Origin of the sequence: Maribacter aurantiacus, from assembly GCF_005780245.1 — a bacterium.
GTDB classification, from domain to species: domain Bacteria; phylum Bacteroidota; class Bacteroidia; order Flavobacteriales; family Flavobacteriaceae; genus Maribacter; species Maribacter flavus.
Window position 1 is genome coordinate 84761 of record NZ_VBUK01000005.1, and the last position, 20290, is coordinate 105050.

General features: G+C 41.7%; 16 protein-coding genes. 12 read left to right on the forward strand and 4 right to left on the reverse strand.

Going from position 1 to position 20290, the window contains the following annotated elements:
- Nucleotides 1-397: 397 nt before the first annotated feature.
- The gene (locus FEK29_RS10215; protein ID WP_240042727.1) at nt 398-2350 is read left to right on the forward strand and encodes a sensor histidine kinase; all 1953 of its coding nucleotides are present in this window, start codon (nt 398-400) and stop codon (nt 2348-2350) included.
- A 2-nt stretch (nt 2351-2352) separates the two neighbouring features.
- On the opposite strand, the gene FEK29_RS10220 is transcribed toward FEK29_RS10215, so the two are convergent.
- Nucleotides 2353-3147, reverse strand: coding sequence for an SDR family oxidoreductase (locus FEK29_RS10220; protein WP_138258338.1), 795 nt, complete (start codon nt 3145-3147; stop codon nt 2353-2355).
- A gap of 94 nt (nt 3148-3241) precedes the next feature.
- Between FEK29_RS10220 and FEK29_RS10225 the strand changes: the two genes are divergently transcribed.
- The 8 genes from FEK29_RS10225 (at nt 3242) to FEK29_RS10260 (ending at nt 12586) form a co-directional block, all read left to right on the forward strand.
- Complete coding sequence (locus tag FEK29_RS10225; RefSeq protein ID WP_138258339.1) at nt 3242-4294, forward strand: o-succinylbenzoate synthase; 1053 nt, start codon at nt 3242-3244, stop codon at nt 4292-4294.
- On the forward strand, nt 4285-5232 hold the full coding sequence (locus FEK29_RS10230) for a CPBP family intramembrane glutamic endopeptidase (protein WP_138258340.1): 948 nt from the start codon (nt 4285-4287) through the stop codon (nt 5230-5232). Before FEK29_RS10225 ends, FEK29_RS10230 begins: the two co-directional genes overlap by 10 nt.
- Before the next feature lie 6 nt (nt 5233-5238).
- Entirely contained in the window at nt 5239-6315 is a 1077-nt protein-coding gene (locus tag FEK29_RS10235) for an AMP-binding protein (RefSeq protein ID WP_138258341.1), read from the forward strand.
- A gap of 10 nt (nt 6316-6325) precedes the next feature.
- A complete protein-coding gene (locus FEK29_RS10240) occupies nt 6326-7675 on the forward strand; it encodes a M24 family metallopeptidase (protein ID WP_138258342.1) in 1350 nt (449 codons plus the stop codon).
- A gap of 171 nt (nt 7676-7846) precedes the next feature.
- On the forward strand, nt 7847-9583 hold the full coding sequence (locus FEK29_RS10245; protein ID WP_138258343.1) for a carboxypeptidase-like regulatory domain-containing protein: 1737 nt from the start codon (nt 7847-7849) through the stop codon (nt 9581-9583).
- An 86-nt stretch (nt 9584-9669) separates the two neighbouring features.
- The gene (locus tag FEK29_RS10250) at nt 9670-10545 is read left to right on the forward strand and encodes a SusC/RagA family TonB-linked outer membrane protein (RefSeq protein ID WP_138258344.1); all 876 of its coding nucleotides are present in this window, start codon (nt 9670-9672) and stop codon (nt 10543-10545) included.
- A 21-nt stretch (nt 10546-10566) separates the two neighbouring features.
- Nucleotides 10567-11427, forward strand: a complete 861-nt coding sequence (locus tag FEK29_RS10255; protein ID WP_138258345.1) for a hypothetical protein — start codon at nt 10567-10569, stop codon at nt 11425-11427.
- Nucleotides 11428-11434: 7 nt separating this feature from the next.
- Nucleotides 11435-12586 carry a carboxypeptidase-like regulatory domain-containing protein gene (locus tag FEK29_RS10260; RefSeq protein WP_138258346.1) on the forward strand — a complete coding sequence of 384 codons (1152 nt, stop codon included), beginning with the start codon at nt 11435-11437 and terminating at the stop codon, nt 12584-12586.
- Nucleotides 12587-12595: 9 nt separating this feature from the next.
- Here FEK29_RS10260 and FEK29_RS10265 read toward each other — a convergent pair whose 3' ends face one another.
- Nucleotides 12596-14224, reverse strand: a complete 1629-nt coding sequence (locus FEK29_RS10265; RefSeq protein WP_138258473.1) for an acyl-CoA carboxylase subunit beta — start codon at nt 14222-14224, stop codon at nt 12596-12598.
- A gap of 73 nt (nt 14225-14297) precedes the next feature.
- Between FEK29_RS10265 and FEK29_RS10270 the strand changes: the two genes are divergently transcribed.
- From FEK29_RS10270 to ettA, 3 genes are all read left to right on the forward strand, one after another.
- A complete protein-coding gene (locus FEK29_RS10270) occupies nt 14298-15272 on the forward strand; it encodes a Gfo/Idh/MocA family protein (protein ID WP_138258347.1) in 975 nt (324 codons plus the stop codon).
- A 78-nt stretch (nt 15273-15350) separates the two neighbouring features.
- Nucleotides 15351-15527 (forward strand): CAL67264 family membrane protein, encoded by a 177-nt coding sequence (locus FEK29_RS10275; protein ID WP_240042728.1) that lies wholly within the window; start codon nt 15351-15353, stop codon nt 15525-15527.
- 173 nt (nt 15528-15700) lie between these two features.
- The gene (gene ettA, locus FEK29_RS10280; RefSeq protein ID WP_138258349.1) at nt 15701-17392 is read left to right on the forward strand and encodes an energy-dependent translational throttle protein EttA; all 1692 of its coding nucleotides are present in this window, start codon (nt 15701-15703) and stop codon (nt 17390-17392) included.
- A gap of 63 nt (nt 17393-17455) precedes the next feature.
- Here ettA and FEK29_RS10285 read toward each other — a convergent pair whose 3' ends face one another.
- Both FEK29_RS10285 and FEK29_RS10290 read right to left on the reverse strand, forming a co-directional pair.
- Complete coding sequence (locus FEK29_RS10285; RefSeq protein ID WP_138258350.1) at nt 17456-18841, reverse strand: M16 family metallopeptidase; 1386 nt, start codon at nt 18839-18841, stop codon at nt 17456-17458.
- Complete coding sequence (locus FEK29_RS10290; RefSeq protein WP_138258351.1) at nt 18841-20247, reverse strand: M16 family metallopeptidase; 1407 nt, start codon at nt 20245-20247, stop codon at nt 18841-18843. The genes FEK29_RS10285 and FEK29_RS10290 overlap by 1 nt, the downstream gene beginning before the upstream one ends.
- Nucleotides 20248-20290: the final 43 nt, after the last annotated feature.

The following is a 20290-nucleotide window of genomic DNA, read 5'->3' on the forward strand; positions in this document are numbered from 1 at the left end:
TCCGTTTATCGATAAAGTGTATAAAAAATCGGTTGAAATGGCATGATTGTCGTTTAACTGCATCTTCACAACAAAAAATCGACATTATACAACATTAAATCAGGACCGGCCCTTCTAAGTAATATTTTTGTAATAATAAGATATTCCGCAATACGATTTTTCTAATGATTGTTGGGAAATAGTTATTGTGAATTCTCTTTGGGATATAGATTTATGTCTTTGGTGGGATTTTTAAACATGCGGATATCTACTAAAATTACTTGAATTGATGGGGTTTACGGCGTAAATTGTTAGGACAGAAATAAAAATTATTTCAGTTGCATTTGTATAGATTAGCAGAACGAATATCGCAATACGTCTATTACCTTCTTTTGAGCATGATATGAAAAGAGGTTTTTTGGTACTATTATTAGGTGTATTTTTTCTTCTGTTTACCTCTTTGGAGGTAAACGCACAGGATGTACCATTACAAGGCGAGAATTATTTTGAGCAGTTCAAGCAACTTCCGGATTCCGATAGCCGAATCGATTTTTTCTTTGATACTTCCAACAGGTATAACCAAAATTCCGCTTACGACTGGTTGGATGCCGTTAATGTTTATTTGAACAGTTCCCAAAAGACCAGCGATAGTACTTCCGTGTCCGATTATCAATTGATCCAGTCGAAAATATACTATGATTTGGGTGATTATGACAAGAGTTTGGCCATTGTCAAAGAATTGTTCGATGACATGGAAGAATATCCCATGGAAAAGAAAGCGCACATTCTCAATATCATGGACGATGACTATTCCAAGTTGGAACTTTATGATAAACAGATTGAAATCAGAAGGTTTAAAAGGGAATTTGGACTCACCGACAATGTTTCGTTTTATGATATCTATTCAAGTCTAGGTCAGCATAGAAAGGCTATGGAAGACTATATGACCGAGGAAAAAAAGAACTTGGAAGATGGCGATTTTTATGCCCAGGCGGTCTACAACAATAACATTGGAAATTACCTGCGACTGGATAAATCTACCCCCACGGCATTGGGTTATTTTAAAAAGGCAAAGGCTTTGATAGATGTCTATTTTAGCGATATCATCAACACAAAGACTGAAAATCAAATAAACGAGGGCAATCATTTAAAGGGCGTAATCGTTGGAAATATTGGAAAATGTTATGTGCAACTAAAGGAATATCAAAAGGCTATCCCTTATTTGGAAGAGAGTATTGAGCTTATCAATAAATACAATACGGGGAAGGTTTCCACAGAACTGGTAGAAAACACCTTGGAAATTGCAGAATGTTACCTTCAATTGAACAATTTCGAAAAAGCCACGGACTACCTAAGTAATGACCTCGCCCCAAAAAAGATTAGGAACGTCATCAAAAGAAATAGACTTTACGCTTCCTATTATGACAGGACCGGAGACTATAAAAGCGCCAACGAGTATTTAAAGCAGAATAATAGGATACGAGATTCCTTGGACGATAATGACACCAACATCAAAAGTCAGCAATTGGAGTCGGTTCTAAAGCAGGACTTGGAGAATTCCAGAAAGATGGTGGAAGCCCAAAAGGCCGACTTGGAGAAATCCAGAAACGAGATTATCGAAAAGGACGAGAAAATCAGTCTTGTTTTTATTTCCTTGATTTTTACCCTTTTAGGATTTTCAGGGCTGGTATATGCCTACTTGAAAAGTATAAAGAACCAGCGATTGATTGCGGAGCAAAAACATTTTATAGAAAATTCCCTCATTGAAAAGGATTCGCTCTTAAAAGAGATACATCACAGGGTAAAGAACAATCTTCAAATGGTATCCAGCTTGTTGAGCCTACAGACCAAGAATACAAAAAGCAAGGCGGCCATTGAGGCTTTGGAAGAAGGAAAAAGTAGGGTAAAGGCCATGGCCTTGATACATCAAAAACTATATCAGAACGAAGATCTTTCCGTTATTGAAATGCAGGGCTATATTGAAAGTCTGATCAATAGCGTACAATCGGTCTATAAAAAAGGTGGGCATAATATTAATATCACAATCGATGCGGAAGGTGTAGAGCTGGATATTGACCGGGCCATACCCTTTGGACTCATGTTGAACGAATTGGTGTCCAATTCGTTCAAATATGCCTTTCCGAACGATGAGGAGAACGGTAAAATCTACATTCACGTGCGTAAGACGCAAGGGCAGGAAGGATTTTTTGAATATACCGATAACGGTGTGGGCTTACCGGAAGATTCAGAAGAAAGGGCGAATTCCTCCATGGGTATCCGTTTGATGAATCGTTTGGCCAATCAGCTGCAGACGACCCTAAATACCGACCGAACCGCCAAAGGGGTTCGTTTTTGGTTTCACTTCAAGTAGGATTACCTTACCTTACTTTTCAAAACGAGTTTGTGCAATAATTTTGGGAAAAACCGTTTCAAGTATACTCCAAATCTTTCTTTTCCCCCAATATAGACTTCGAATTTTTCAGCAATGATCGCCTCGATTATTTTTTGCGCACATACCGTTGGGGAAATCCCGTTTTTGGTGGCATCATCCTCCGTATTGGAAGAACTTCCATCACCAACCAAAGCATTTTTCGCTACGTTGGTCTGTACGAAACCAGGGCAAATCAATGTTACCAAGATTCCGTCTTTTGCATGTTCCATTCGTAAGGCATCGAAGAAACCATGCAAGGCATGTTTCGCCCCGCAATAACCGGATCGGTAGGGTGAGGAAAATTTGCCCATTAAACTTGTTACGGTGGCAAAATGACCCGACTTTTTCTCTGTAAAGTGGGGGAGCAAGCATCGGGTTAACTGTATCGTTCCCAGATAGTTGATATTGATTAGGTTCTGATATACTTTAAAGGCGGTGTCTTTTATCAAAGAACGTTGACTGATGCCCCCGTTATTTATCAAAATATCTATTTTGTCGAAGCACGAAATCGCTTTTTTGGGCATGGTTTCCAGTTCGGCCAAGTTTGCCAAATCCAACGGGAGAACGGCAACGTTTTCGGGAAATTTGCAATTCTTTTTGACGCGTTCCAGTTCAGTTTCCCTTCGGGCCGATAGGATCGTTTTGGCCCCAAGATCATTCAACTGGTACGCCAACGCTTCCCCAATACCGGAAGAGGCACCCGTAATCCAGACAACTTTATTTTTTATACCGCCCATACAACTTTATTGAAAGTCAAAATATAGCTAAATTTGAAGAATTCGACTAGGATACCTATGGGGTATTTTATGTTGGAAAGTTTCAAGAACCCCCATGAAGGCCACCTTTAAAAAATACGTACTCAATTTTAAGACTCCTAGCGGGACGTCCAGAGGGGTTTTAAGGACCAAGGAGACATGGTTCGTGGTGCTGGAACACGGGGAAAAAAAGGGAATAGGGGAGTGCGGATTATTTAAGGGCCTAAGTTACGACGATGTTCCGGGCTATGAGGAAAAGTGTAAATGGGTGGAGCGGAACATTCAAATGGGCAAGTCGGCCTTATTGACGGAACTTAGGGATTTTCCCAGTATCCAATTTGGTTTGGAACAAGCTTTTATTTCCTTGGAAAGGAAAAATCCGTTTACCCTTTTTAATACACCATTTCTACTTGAAAATAAACCAATTCCAATCAATGGGCTTATTTGGATGGGTGATGCCGATTACATGAAGGCTCAGATCAGCGAGAAATTGGAACAAGGTTTTTCCTGTATAAAAATGAAAATTGGGGCCATCGATTTTGAGGTCGAATTGGCACTATTGGAAACTATACGAAAGGATTTTTCTTCCGATGAAATTGAGCTCAGGGTAGACGCCAATGGCGCTTTTACTCCTGACGAGGCCTTAAAGAAACTCGGGGCCCTAGCGGAGTTTCAGTTGCACTCCATTGAGCAACCCATTAAACAGGGAAATTGGAGGGCCATGCGGGAGCTCTGTAAGCGAACCCCGTTGCCCATTGCGTTGGACGAGGAACTGATCGGTATTACTGAGATTTCGAAAAAAAAGGAACTTTTGGACACCATTAAGCCCCAATATATAATTTTAAAACCTAGTTTGGTAGGTGGGTTTGCGGGTAGCCAGGAATGGATAGATTTGGCCGAAAAGGGGGGAATTGGGTGGTGGATTACCAGTGCCTTGGAGAGCAATATTGGATTGAACGCCATTGCGCAATGGACCGCTTCCTTAGAGAACAAAATGCCCCAGGGCTTGGGAACGGGGTCCCTGTTCACTAATAATTTTGAGAGTCCGCTGGTCGTAAAAAATGGCGGATTGTATTACGAAAAACATAAAAATTGGGAAGCAAATTTAATTGAACAAATATGTACATAGAACAGGCGTATAAGGGTTTAAGTGAAAGTTGGAGGTTTATACTAGGGGTGTTTGTGGTATTTGGGGCTTGGCAGATTTTTGGCGGCATTCCTTTACTAGTAGCTCTTATTGCATCCGATGCAGCAGGGACGCTGGTGACGGGGGATTTGGGAAGTATGTCCGAAGCCTTGGGTTCCAATACCTTTTTGTTTTTGATGTTGCTCACTTTTGCTATTGGATTGGTTTGTTTGTTGGCCTACGTAGCACTGGTACACAAACAGTCGGTTACTTCTTTAACGACTTCCCGAAAGAAAATAGATTGGAGCCGAATTTTTTACGCATTCGGACTTTGGGCATCCATTTCCATAGCATTGATATTTCTCGATATATGGTTGGCACCAGAAGATTATGCCTTTAATTTCAAATTGGTTCCATTTCTAATTTTGGCTGCTATTTCAATCATTTTTATTCCGATACAGACCAGTATGGAAGAATATTTTATGCGTGGCTATTTGATGCAGGGACTTGGAATCTTGACCAAAAATAGATGGTTTCCCCTAGTTTTTACCTCGCTACTATTTGGAATGTTACATATCTTCAATCCAGAAGTTGAAAAGCTGGGATACGGTATTCTCGTATTCTATATCGGGACAGGGTTTTTTCTGGGCATTCTTACCCTAATGGATGAAGGTTTGGAATTGGCCCTTGGTTTTCATGCTGCTAATAATTTAACGGCTGCCTTGTTGGTCACCGCGGATTGGACGGCTTTTCAGACAGATTCCGTTTATCGGGATATTTCTAATCCGGTATTGGGATGGGACGTTTTGGTGCCTGTATTTGTAATATTTCCCTTGTTGCTATGGTTGTTTTCAAAAAAATACAAATGGAGGAATTGGAAAGAGCGCTTGACAGGCAAGGTGTTGACACGTGAGGAATTTTTGTCCCAAGAAAATGGGTAGATTTATATGACCGAGTCCTTGGTACATCCTAATTTTAAATTAAACGGGAAAGCAGTTTCCGGAGATGGACTATGGGAAGTTGCACATCGTTTTATCAAGGAAGGGCAGGCGTATCAGGAAAGTGTTGGTCGGTTTCTATTGGATTGGCTATCGGCATCGGCAAAAATCCATGTAAACACATCGGGTTCCACAGGAAAACCAAAAAAAATAGAGCTCCTAAAAAACCACATGCGAAACAGTGCACTTGCCACAGGGGCGTTTTTCAATTTAAAATCGGGAGATACCTGTTTGTTGTGTTTGTCCTGTGACTATATTGCCGGCAAAATGATGCTCGTACGCGCTATGTTATTGGGGCTGGATGTTTATATAGCAGAGCCCACTGCCACACCTTTACAACACATTGGTTATCCTCAAACATTTCGTTTTTGCGCTATGGTACCCTTACAGGTGCAAGCTTCGCTGGACGCTTTGGAGCGCATAGAGACCTTGATTATCGGGGGTGCATCGGTGTCGAACGCACTTAAGAAAGAACTGCTTCCCAAGAAAACACGTTGTTTTGAAACCTATGGAATGACGGAAACTATTACCCACGTGGCCATAAGGGAATTATCGGAAGCATCCAGGAACCCCTTTCGGGCATTGCCAAATGTACATTTCTCTTTGGATGATAGGGAATGTTTGGTGATAGACGCGCCTAAAATCGCTTCGAACAAAATAGTCACCAATGATCAGGTGGCATTGGTATCGGACACCGAATTTCTTTGGTTGGGCCGATTTGACAATGTCATAAATTCCGGTGGGGTAAAATTGTTTCCGGAAGCCATAGAGGAGAAATTGAGCACGTATCTGCAAGATGCCTGTATCGTTGCTGGAATTGAGGATGAACGTCTGGGGCAAAAATTGGTATTGGTCATGGAATCGGATTCCACACAAAAAATTGATTTGGACCTCTTCAAGGAAATAAAAACGCTGGCGCCCTACGAACGACCAAAAGAAATCTATTATCTTCCTACTTTTATAAGAACCAAGAACGGGAAAATTCAGAGAGAATTCACCCTTCAAAAAGCAATTAATAATCAATAATCCATTTTTTATGCGAAGCATTTTATTCCTTTTAGTATTCACTTTCGTTATAAGAGTTCAAGCACAATATATCCTGCCAGAAAGAGAACGAGCGACCGTAATCGACGAACTGTTGGATGAGCGATTTAATAACCTTTTGCCAAAACTCATGGACGAGGCCAATATTGATATGTGGGTGGTCATCTCAAGGGAATACAATGAGGATCCTGTCCTACGGACGATGTTGCCCGCCACTTGGCTCAATGCCAGGAGACGAACGATTCTACTGTTCTATAGAGATAAGGCCAACAATAAAATTGAAAAATTGGCGGTAGCCCGATACAACGTAGGGAAAAATATTGAATCGGCATGGGACAAGGAGACCCAGCCGGACCAATGGAAACGATTGATGGAATTGATTTCGGAACGAAACCCAAAGCAAATAGGCCTTAACTATTCCAAGGATCATAATATTGCGGACGGACTGGACAAGACCGATTATGATGAATTCATAGCCAATTTGCCAAAGAAGTTTCATTCAAAAGTAGTATCCGCGGAACAATTGGCCGTACGCTGGATCGAAACTAGAACGGAACGCGAAATGGTCATTTACAATCAGTTGGTGGACATTACCCACGATATCATCGCTGAAGCCTTTTCTGAAAAAGTAATTACCCCGGGTATAACCACGACTTCTGATGTTGTCTGGTGGATGCGCCAAAAGGTTACGGATCTAGGTTTGGAAACATGGTTTCATCCTACGGTGGACGTGCAAAGGAGCAATAACACAGGTGAAAATTCCGAATTTTATTCGTTTTCCAATAAACCGGACGAAATGGCCATCTTGCCCGGAGATTTATTACATTGTGATTTTGGAATAACATATCTGAGATTAAATACGGATTGTCAGGAATTGGCCTATGTACTAAAACCGGAAGAAAAGCAGGCTCCCGATTTTCTGGTCAATGGTTTAAAGGATGGCAATAGGGTACAGGATTTCCTGACCCAAAATATGATTGCCGGGAGAACCGGAAATGAGATTCTTATGAAATCACTTGCCGAAGCAAAGGCAGCCGGATTAAGACCATCCATTTATACACATCCTTTGGGAATGTATGGACATTCGGCCGGTACAACGATAGGAATGTGGGATGCCCAGGGCGGTGTGATGAAGGATGATGGGGAAAACTATCCCTTGAATCCCAATACAGTGTATGCCATTGAACTCAATACGACCATTACGATTCCAGAATGGAAACGGGACATACGCATCATGTTGGAGGAAGCAGGATTCTATGGAAAGGATGGTTTCAGATATGTTAATGGTAGGCAAACCGAACTTTTACTCATTCCCAGGGTAAAAGGGCATCAAGGGAATTGATGCTACATTACTATTTTCACTGGGCAAAAAAATACAAAGTAGAATATCGATTGATTTAATAGTAATACTATTGATATTGGGATTATTGCTGTTAACAATGTGTTAATAGTTAAATCTTTTCATCGGCTGTATTGATTTATTAGTAACTTTTATACACTAAATCAATACATTATGAAAAAATTGCTTCTTTTTTTCTGCATTATTCCATTGATGTCATTTGCGCAACAAGTGGATTCTAAAATTATTAAGGGAATTGTAAAAGATAATTCCGCTCCAATGGCAAACGTTGCCATAACGACATCGGCTACGCAAAACGCGGTGTACACGGATAAGGATGGTAAGTACAGTATAGGAGTTGTTTCAGGTGAGACCTTGACTTTTTCCTATACCGGCATGGAACCGGTAGAAATCATGGTCGAGGATGTAACCCGTATCCTGAATATTACCATGTATCCGAAAATAGAGCAGCTAGAAGAGGTGACGGTCACAAAAAGTGGTCGAAAATCACAAGAAGACTTACAAAAGGAATATGCCACGAACAAACGTTTGATTAAAACGGCTTATGGAATCTTGGATGCGGATAGGGCCCCAGGTCGTATCATGATGCTTAACGAGAATGATATAATGCCTATTGGAATCTGTATCCTGGATGTTGTTAGAAACGAATTTCCAGGTGTTATTGTAAATGGAGACTGTTATAATGGAGGTGACATTATTATTCGGGGTGTGGGGTCTATATCATTTGATGCGGCGGCAATCTATGATATAGATGGGCAAATTTTCACAAACACCCCAATTTGGGTGGACGTGAACAACATCAAGAGGCTGGCCATCCTTAACAATTTCGCTACGGCCACAAAGTATGGCGGACTTGCCTCTGGCGGGGTAGTGGTTATCAACACGGTCTCCGGTACACAGTACCCCAAAACCCTAGTGGACCAGGCCAGGCTACGCAACAACTTTTATGACCACGGAGCTGTTAGTCAGCAAAGTCTTATGAAAAATGCTCCGGAATACCTAAAGGAGCTCCATGCCAGTACGACGGATGATGCGGCGGAAACGGTTTTCGGGAACTACCTGTCCAAATATTCCGGGTCGTACTATTTTTTGGTGGATAGTTACCGGTTCTTCATGGAGCGTGGAAACGAAACCTTTGCGGAGGCTTTAATCCGGGAGAATTTTGGGCGTTTCAATGATAACTCCGTGGCCCTGAAATCCCTGGCCTATGTCCATGACAGTTTCGAGGAATATGGAAAGGCCAATGAGCTATATAAGGAAGTTTTTATATTACGGCCGCATTATGCACAGTCCTACCTTGATTTGGCCAAGAGCTACAGGCATATTGGCGACTATCAAAAAGCGATGGGCCTTCACACACGCTATGAATATCTGTTGGAGAACGGATTCATGAGCGATGAGCAAGGGGAATTTACAGGTCTTATGGACAGGGAGCTGAATAACCTCATTGCCCTAAAGGGCGGGGATTTGATTTCCAAGAAGAACCTAAGGAAGTATGCCCTGGAGGACGATTTCAAGGGAACGCGCCTGGTATTCGAATGGGCGGATGGCGAGGCGGAGTTCGACCTTCAGTTCGTGAACCCGGAGAACCAATATTTCAAGTGGCAACACAGCCTTAAGGACGATGCCGATCGCATAAGGGACGAAAAGAAGGTGGGATACTCCGTTACGGAATATTTGATAGACGATTCGTTGCCCGGCACCTGGAAGGTGAACCTGAACTATTTGGGCAACAAGAGCCTTACGCCTACCTATCTGAAGGCGACGGTCTACCATAATTATGGCAGCGCCTCCCAACGTATGGAAACAAAGGTGTTCAAGTTGTCGACAAGGGAAGTGAACCAGGAATTGTTCGCCCTAAACATTAGCTCTGATATTGTATCAAGGTAAGATTTGATTTGAACATTAAACAACCTTTTTATATTACAAGTACTATCATAGATGTAACACATGTGGATAATTTTAAAACTACGGTCATGAAAAACGCTAAGCTTACTACATTATTTCTGTTATTATTGTCCTGTTCATTGGGCTGGGCACAAAACCTTCGGGAAATTTCTGGTAAAGTATCAGATAGTTCGGGCCCTTTGGAAGATGTTAGGATAAGCATTAAGGATAAGGTTGATTCCAAAACATTTTCAAGTTTGGACGGGAGCTATACCATAAAAGCTCAAACTGGCGATATACTCTTGTTTACATATGCAGGAATGAAGACCGTTTCTATTCAAATCGAGGATGTTACACGTTTTATTAATCCTATCATGTACCCATATGTGAATCAATTGGATGAGGTAATCGTGGAAAGCAGTAACAGAATATCTGCAAATGTGATGGCCCAAAGATATTTTGAGCGCAGAAATGGTATCCAAAGTGCCTACGGCTTTATTGATGGGGATAGGACCGCAGGAAACATACTATTTTTGGAGCAAGAAGATATAATGCCGGTAAACCTTGGGTTGGCAAATCTTTTGCAAAACAGGTTTCCAGGAGTTTCAACAGGTATTTTACAAAATCTTGCAAGCGGGGTGCCCGTATTTTTGATGAGAGGAGCCTCAATGACCGCTGCGCCGCAACCTGCGATATTTGATGTTGATGGCCAAGTTTTTACAAATTTTCCCAATTGGCTTGACATAGGAAACATTAAACGTATTGCCATAATTACAAGTTTGTCCATGACCGTTAAATACGGGTCTTTGGGCTCTGGTGGTGTCGTTGTTATCAATACATTTTCGGGACCACCGACTCCTGAATCCCATTCAAAAAAATATTTGGGTAATAGCGAGTTTTATGAGGGGGATGCCGTAGGTATGGACGTTATACAAAATAATTGGCCTGAATACAAAAAGTCATAATATGCAAGTACATCATTGGAAATGGCAAAATCCTTGTATGGAGAATGGTCACAAACATATGGCAGTGCACCTTATTTTATTCTAAATGCCCAACACTTTTTTGCAACTGAAATGAATGATCCGGAATTTGCACAACAAATAGTTAATGAGCATTATACTGAGTTTCAAAATAATCCGGTTCTTTTAAAAGCTTTGGCTTATCAATACGAAGTGCAAGGTGAAAGGAAGAAAGCAAATGACATTTATAAGGAAATTTTCCTGTTAAGGCCTCATTATGCACAAAGCTACTTGGATATGGCAAGGAGTTATAGGGATTTGGGCCAATTTAATCAAGCGGCGGCCATTCATGCCAGATACAACTACCTATTGGATGAAGGTTTTATGGAAGCGGATATTCAAAGTGTACAAGAGATTATGTCCACGGAATTCAATAATCTTTTATCCATGGAGAATGTTTTGGTTGAGAGACAATTAAACAATGAGTCTAATTTGGAAAAACCTCTAAAAAAAGGTAAGCGGCTGGTATTTGAATGGAACGATGGTGAGGCTGAATTTGAACTGCAATTTGTTAGTCCAGTGGGACAATCCCATGTTTGGAAACATACTTTACAGGACAATGGTGACCTTATAGAAAGGGAGAAAAAATATGGTTTTTCCACTATGAAAGTTACTATAGATGAGGATTTGCCCGGTACTTGGGTGGTGAATGCAAAATATTTAGGAAATAAAAGTTTGACACCAACATACTTGAAGGCAACTATCTACAGTGAATATGGTAATGATAAGCAGCAAAAGGAAGTAAAACTGTTTCCCCTTCAGTTAAAAGAGGTAAATCAAACACTGTTTAGTGTTTCTAATGCCAAAGGAGTTGCTCTAAATTAATTGAAATTTGGATATTATTTGTTTTAAAAAATTGTCCCTTGTCCTTTTTTTCGCCCTGTTTCATGCAGGTTTTGCGCAAAGAGATTACAAGGGACAAACGTTTGACGCAAAAACAGGAGAACCCGTTCCTTATGTGAATATTGGTATTTTGGATAAGGGCGTAGGTACCGTATCGGATGAAAATGGGATTTTTCATCTTCCCTTGGAGACTTCAAAATATGGTAATGGGGATTACATCCAAATATCTTGTTTGGGTTATGAAACAATTCGGATACCCGTATCAAAAATTGAGTTTGAATACAACGAATATCCAAAACTAATCTTGAATCCAGCAGAAATTAGTTTGGATGAGGTTGAGGTAACAAATACTACCTTGGTTCCAATAAAGGAATATATTGGCTATCAAAACAACGGTTCTCCAAGTTTGGGTTATTGGAAGGATAATGTGGCATTGGGAGGGGAATTGGCCACTAAAATTAGAACTTCAAAAGGACCGAGGCAATTGAATTCCCTTGAATTTGAAGTGTGGAGTAATCCATCTGATAGTATCTTAATCCGTATTAACGTATATGATAGTGACGGTCCACTGGGACGGCCGTTAACCAATTTGAACAAATCCGGCAAGGATATCCTCAAGGCACTTAAAAAAGGTCGGGGATTTAAGGATGTAGATTTGGAACCCTTTGCTATTCATGTAACCGATGACTTTTACATATCGCTGGAACTATTAAAAGTATATGGCGACAATGAAATTGATTTGGTTTTGGCCGCTGCGGACAGTGATTATGGTTCCTATCGGAAATACACTAGTCAGGACAAATGGCAAAAGGTAAGCGATGTCAATATGGCCTATTATTTGGAAACATCCCCATATGTTTCCCAAGAAAAGGCGAAGCGATATGAAGTCAAGGTAGAGAAAGCTAGAAGAAAATTACGCATGTTATCAGGTTTTGCGATTCACAATGGGTCCATGCTTGCCGATGTAACCGTTAAAAACCAGCGTACTAGGGAAACCACAAAAACGGATGATTCGGGTAGATATGTCATCCATGCAGAAAAAAAGGATGTCATTATGTTTTCCAAGGAAGGTTATAAAAATATGATTCTGGAGGTAAGCGAACAGCAATTTGCCAATGCTCTCATGCGCCAAATTGATTGAATTATATCCTTAAACCTGCAACAAACCCATATTAAATGGTTTTTCAATAGGCGCATGATTGGCAGCCTCAATGCCCATGGATATCCATTTACGTGTGTCTTTTGGGTCTATAACGGCATCGGTCCAGAGACGTGAAGCAGCGTAATACGGTGACACCTGATCATCATAGCGCTTCTTTATTTTGTCGAATAAGGCTTTCTCCTTTTTCTCGGTGATTGTTTCGCCTTTCTTTTTTAAGGAGGCCGTTTCAATTTGCAGTAATACCTTTGCTGCCGAATTACCGCTCATTACCGCCAATTCCGCACTGGGCCAGGCTACGATCAATCTGGGGTCGTAAGCTTTTCCGCACATGGCATAATTACCGGCACCGTAGCTGTTTCCAATAACGACCGTAAATTTTGGTACGATGGAATTACTGACGGCATTCACCATTTTTGCCCCGTCCTTTATAATGCCTCCGTGCTCACTCTTGCTGCCCACCATAAATCCGGTAACATCCTGTAGAAACACCAAGGGTATTTTTTTCTGGTTGCAATTGGCGATAAATCGGGTGGCTTTATCTGCAGAATCGGAATAGATGACGCCCCCAAACTGCATTTCACCCTTTCCGTTTTTCACCACCTTGCGTTGGTTGGCAACAATACCTACGGCCCACCCGTCAATTCGGGCATAGCCTGTAATAATGGTCTGTCCGTAGCCATCCTTGTACGGTTCAAATTGAGAATCGTCCACCAATCGCTTGATGATTTCCATCATATCATATTGCTCGGTTCTGGAACCGGGTAGTATTCCATAAATATCTTCAGGGTTTTCTTTTGGTTTTATAGCTTTGGAACGGTTGAATCCGGCCAGTGGAAAATCCCCAATTTTGTCCATGATGTTCTTGATGGTATCCAAGGCATCCTTATCGTCCTTGGATTTGTAATCGGTAACCCCACTAATTTCGCAATGTGTCGTAGCACCTCCCAAGGTTTCGTTATCGATACTCTCCCCAATGGCCGCCTTTACCAAGTAACTACCGGCTAGAAAAATACTTCCTGTTTTGTCAACAATTAAGGCTTCATCGCTCATGATGGGCAAATACGCGCCACCGGCCACACAGCTGCCCATAACGGCCGATATCTGGGTAATACCCATGCTGCTCATGATCGCATTGTTCCTGAAGATGCGCCCAAAGTGTTCTTTATCGGGAAAAATTTCATCCTGCATGGGCAAATAAACCCCTGCGCTATCTACCAAATAAATAATAGGAAGTTTATTCTCTATGGCTATTTCCTGAGCCCGAAGGTTTTTCTTGGCAGTAATGGGAAACCATGCTCCGGCCTTTACCGTTGCATCATTGGCGACCACGATGCATAGTATCTTCTTTATATATCCGATGGTGACTATGACCCCACCTGAAGGGCATCCTCCATGTTCCTCGTACATGCCTTCCCCGGCAAATGCTCCAATTTCAATCTGTTCGGATTTTGGATCTAATAAATAGGCAATTCGCTCTCGAGCGGTTAATTTTCCCTGTTCGTGTTGTTTTGCAATTTTCGCATTTCCGCCGCCAAGTTGAACCTGGGCAAGCTTTTTCCGTAATTCGGATAATAGGAGTTTATTTTTATCCTCGTTTTGATTGAATTTAAGGTCCATTCTGTCCGTTTTCATTTCTTAGGCTAAAGATAAGGAGTTAAATTTGGGTAAATTGTAAACAAAATATAAAAGTATGGTAAGATGGGGTATTGTAGGTGCCGGTAAAATAGCACATTCGTTTTCAAAGGATTTAGCCTTGGTTTCCGGAGGTAAACTTACAGCTGTAGGTTCTAGAAGTCTTGAAAGGGCTAAGAAATTTGCTGAGGAATATGGGGCTCCCCATGTATTTGGGAGTTATGATGCTCTTTTTGAAAGTGATACGGTTGACGTTATATATATCGCTACGCCGCATACGTATCATGCCGAGGTGGCCATCAGTGCAATGGAGGCAGGTAAACATGTACTTTGTGAAAAGCCTATGGGTGTTAACAAGTCGGAAGTAGAGCGAATGATAGAAGCTGCCAAAAAGAACAAGGTATTCTTAATGGAGGCCCTTTGGTCCCGATTCAACCCCACTATAAATGCCGTTAAGGAACTTGTTGACTCAGGTGAGATAGGGGATGTTGGATACCTATATTCAGATTTTGCATTTTATGCCTTAGATCGCGATGAAAAGGGACGATTGCTCAATCCTGAATTGGCCGGCGGTTCTTTATTGGATATAGGCATATACCCAATTTTTTTAGCATATTTAATGCTTGGAATGCCTGCCGATATCTTGGCGAAAGTTCATTTTCATGAAACGGGTGTAGAAAAACAATGTAGTATGATTTTCGACTATCACAATGCACACGCTATGTTATATAGCGGACTAACTTCCGACTCAGAAATGAAAAGTGAAATTTCGGGAAACAAAGGGTCGGTTTTTATCAATCCAAGGTGGCACGAAGCTACCAGTTACACGTTGGTCAAGGATGGGGAAACAAAGACCTTGGAATTACCTAAAATAGGGAAGGGATATGCACATGAAATCGAAGAAGTACATAAGTGTTTACAAGCCGGCAAGTTGGAAAGCGATTTATGGAGCCATCAAAATAGTTTGGACCTGATTTATTTGATGGATACCATACGACAGAAAACAGACATTAAATTCCCTTTTGAATTATAATAATCAGATTTAAAATTGGAAAGGCATATTAAAAATTACGATATTTGATGTTCGCTTAAAACTTAAGGAAAGATGGGAATGAACAAGAACACTGTGTTGGCATGGGCCACTTTTATCATGATTTTGGTCGGGTTGATTTTAATAGCTCTTGGAGCTTTTCGATATAATGAAGTTGCAGGATGGGGCTTTGCTTCGGTCGGCATAGGATTTTTTGCCATTGCCTGGGTTTTTAATGCCCTAAAAGGAAGGGTTTAGGTTTACATGTGATGAGTTAAGAGTTCAAAGTTCTGAGTTTTATTTTTTTTGAAAAAAGCAAAAAGCTAATGTATACAACTGTTTTTTCTTTAGCCAACAACCAACAACCAACAACCAACAACCAACAACCAACAACGACTTACTATTCACTAACAACTAACTTATAGATTTTTATGTCTGACGATAAGAAGGTCATTTTCTCAATGTCCGGTGTGACCAAAACGTTCAAAACGGCCAATACTCCTGTTTTAAAGGATATTTACTTGAGTTTCTTTTACGGTGCCAAAATCGGGATTTTGGGACTTAATGGTTCCGGAAAATCCACGTTGCTTAAAATCATCGCCGGCAAGGACAAGAATTTCCAGGGGGATGTGGTCTTTTCACCAGGTTACAATGTGGGTTATTTGGAACAGGAACCTGAATTGGACGATAACAAGACCGTCTTGGAAGTGGTAAAGGAAGGTGTAGCGGAAACGGTGGCTATTCTGGATGAATATAATAAAATCAACGACATGTTCGGCCTTCCAGAGGTGTATGAGGACGCCGATAAAATGCAGAAGTTGATGGACAAGCAGGCCGCACTTCAGGATAAGATAGATGCTTCCAACGCTTGGGAATTGGACACCAAGCTGGAGATTGCCATGGATGCACTCAGAACCCCTGAGGGCGATAAGAAAATAGGAGTATTGTCAGGAGGGGAAAGAAGAAGGGTAGCGCTGTGCCGATTGCTGCTTCAGGAACCCGAAATTCTTTTGTTGGATGAGCCTACCAACCATTTGGATGCAGAATCCGTACACTGGTTGGAACATCATTTGGCCCAATATAAAGGTACGGTCATTGCCGTGACCCACGACCGATATTTCTTGGACAATGTGGCCGGTTGGATCTTGGAATTGGATAGGGGGGAAGGTATCCCTTGGAAAGGAAACTATTCCTCTTGGTTGGATCAAAAATCAAAACGCTTGGCCCAAGAAAGCAAAACGGCCTCCAAACGCCAGAAGACCCTGGAGCGAGAGTTGGAATGGGTACGGCAAGGTGTTAAGGGCAGACAGACCAAACAGAAGGCCCGACTCAATAATTACGATAAGTTGATGAGCCAGGACCAAAAACAACTGGACGAGAAACTAGAAATCTATATTCCCAATGGCCCTCGTTTGGGAACGAATGTGATTGAAGCAAAAGGTGTTAGCAAGGCATATGGCGACAAACTATTATATGAAGATCTAAACTTTAGGTTACCGCAAGCCGGAATTGTGGGAATCATAGGTCCCAACGGAGCAGGTAAGACCACCATTTTTAGGATGATAATGGGTGAGGAAACCCCTGATAAAGGTGAATTTGTGGTTGGCGATACTGCAAAGATTGCCTACGTGGATCAAAGTCATTCCAATATTGACCCCGAAAAAACTATCTGGCAAAATTTCAGTGACGAGCAGGAATTGATCATGATGGGGGGAAGACAGGTAAATTCTAGGGCCTATTTAAGTCGGTTCAACTTTTCCGGAAGCGAACAGAACAAAAAGGTAAACATGTTGTCCGGTGGGGAACGAAACCGACTGCACTTGGCCATGACCCTCAAAGAGGAAGGAAACGTGCTGTTGTTGGATGAACCTACGAACGATTTGGATGTAAATACCTTAAGGGCCTTGGAAGAAGGTTTGGAGAACTTTGCAGGTTGTGCCGTGGTGATATCCCACGATAGGTGGTTCCTAGACCGTATCTGTACCCACATCCTGGCCTTTGAAGGGAACTCACAGGTTTATTTCTTTGAAGGTTCCTTTTCTGATTATGAGGAAAATAAGAAGAAACGACTTGGAGGTGATTTAATGCCGAAGCGAATCAAGTATAAAAAATTGATTCGTTAGAACTCTCATTGACATACTTATTTAAGACCTGTCAGGTTTTCAAAACCTGACAGGTCTATTTTGTTACTTCTTCAACGGTTTTTGAACCGTTTCCATCACTTGGTCCTGTATTTTGGCCTTATCTCCTACGACGATCAAGGTCATATTTTCCGGCTTGATATACTTTTGGGTCATTTCCTGTACCTTTTCAGGGGTAATGGCATGCATGTTCTGAACTTTATTGGTCAAAAAGGACTCGTCAAGATCGTGCGTATCCAAAAATATCAATTGGCCAATGATACCATTGGGTGTTGAGTTCTGAAGCACGTAGATACCGGACTCATAATTAATGATACCATCCAATTCTTCCTGGGTTGGGGGTTCATCCTGCAAGCGTTTGATTTCTTTTTGTATTTCGGCCAAGGAAGCACCTGTGTGTTCGGTAGTTACATCCGCGGATTCGTACCAAACGCCACTCTTGTAATTGGTGTCCAAACTACTATAAGGTGAATACGTATATCCCTTGTCCTCACGGATATTGCTTGTTATCCTGGAAGCAAAGGAACCTCCCAGAATGGAATTGGTAACATCCAATGCCACAAAATCGGCATCCGAAGGGCCAACCGTGGGGAGTCCATAGTATATGGTAGATTGGGGAGCATCGGGTCTGTCAATGATTTTTATCTCATTGGCGGTTACGGGTTCCGCCACGTTGTATTGGGCCTCCGTACCTTTTTTCCAATCGCCCAAGGCACTTTCCACCGCTGTTTTGACTTCATCGGCGTTAAAATTACCGGCCACATAGACCGTAGTCCTCAAGGCACCAAAATGGTTGTCATAAAAGGACTTAATATCGGCAACGGTATAGGAATCTATCAATTCATCCGTTGGATATATCCTTCCGTACGGATGGTTAGGGTAAATTGTAGCGTAAAAGTCCCTGTTTGCCTGTGCCTGGGGTCGGGATAATTGTACCGAAAGGTCCCGTTTCATGTTATCCTTTAACCTGTCCAGTTCACTTTCCGGGAATTTAGGGTTTCGAAGGACATCGGCCATTACTTTTATCGCTTCCGGGGCGAATTCATACAGTACGGAACTGCTTATGGACGAAGTGTGTAACCCAACGCCAATGTTCAGGTTTCCACCCATTCCAGCCATTTCGTCGGCAATTTGCTTGCTCGTTTTCGTGATGCTTCCCTCCTCCAGCAAATCGGCCAAAAGATCGCTCAACCAGACCTGGTTTTCGTTCTCATCGATATTCCCAGTCTTTATACTGAAGCGGATCGTAGCTTTTGGAATAGATCCGTATGGAATCATTACCAATTCTAGTCCGTTGTCAAAGGAAACAATTTCTTTTTTAGGTAAGGTGAAATTTTTAGGTTCGCCTCCTTTTGGGGGCATCTCTTTTTCCTGTGCCCAAACTCCCATGGAGAATGTTAATGCAACAATAAATAAAATGGAACGCTTCATTAGGATTGTGTTTTATCGTTATCTGCCAAAAGGGGATTTACCCTTAGCACGGTTCTATTTGTTTTGGTCAAAAATTCGTCAATGGTTTTCTTGACGATTTCTGGGGTAATTTCCTTAAAGGAATCCTCCAAGGTATTTATCCTTTGAGGGTTGTCATCAAATAATGCAAAGGAAGCAAGTAGGTCTGCACGGCCCAAACCAAAAGTTCCGCCAATGTCATCATAGAGTTGTGACCTGATTTTAACGATGGCCCGATCTATTGTGGGTTGGTCTATGGAATCCTTTAGTCCGTTCATGACTTCATCAATGGCCATCAAAATTTCTTCTTCCGATGTATCCGTATCATAGGTAAGGTCGTACATCCAAAGCATGGGACCTTGGTAATTGAACATATTGCCCAAGTAGTTGATGCCGCCGCTCACGTTTGACGTAAACCCTTTTTCCTTTTCCAGTTTTTGGGCCAAAAGGCTGTTGTCTCCCTGAACCAAAATTTGGTCCAAAAGGCCCATGGCAAAATATTCCGGCGAGTTTCTTTCCGGCATATGATAGGCTAGGGCTATGGCCGGTTTATTGGCCAAGGGATCATCCTTTACAAAGGTTTTTTCCTCCGTTTGTTTTGGCTCTGAAATATCCGGTTTTGCTGGTAGATCCGATGCAGGAATATCTCCAAAATATTTTTGAATCCAAGCCTTGGTCTCTTCTGTTTCAAAATCACCCACCACGGAAAGTGCCGCATTGTTGGGAGCGTAATAGGTCTTAAAGAAACTCGATACATCTTCCAGATTGGCGGCGTCCAAATCTTCCAGGTCCCCATAAAAGTTGTGTGCATTGTACCAATTCGAATTGGCATATTGTGGCATATCCAACCATGGGAATCCGCCATACGGCTGATTTAGAACGTTTACTTTCACCTCGTTTTTTACCACACCTTGTTGGTTGGTCAGGTTTTCCTGGGTGATGTCCAAACCTCGCATTCGGTCCGCTTCTGCCCATAGCATGGTCTCCAATTTATGGGAAGGGACAATTTCAAAGTAGTTGGTAAAGTCAAATCTGGTTGAACCGTTAAGGACGCCTCCGTTTTCCTGAACGAGTTTTATGAATTCCATTTTCCCCAAATTTTTGGAGCCTTGGAACATCATGTGTTCAAAAAGGTGGGCGAATCCGGTCCTATCCTTCGGTTCTATCCGAAACCCGATGTTGTAGTACACCGCCACGATGGCCGTTGGCGAGGTTTTGTCCTGCGAAAGGATTACCTTGAGTCCGTTGTCCAAGGTGTAATATTCTACGGGTACCTTGAATTGTGCCATTTTCTGACTATCGGCATCCTTCTTTTCTTCTTGATTTTGACAACCAAGTATGCAAAGAAATAATACAGGAAGTAGAAACATTCCGAATTTTAATTTCATACAGTTTTATTTTAGTCGATTAAACAATTTTCATTTAGTAAGA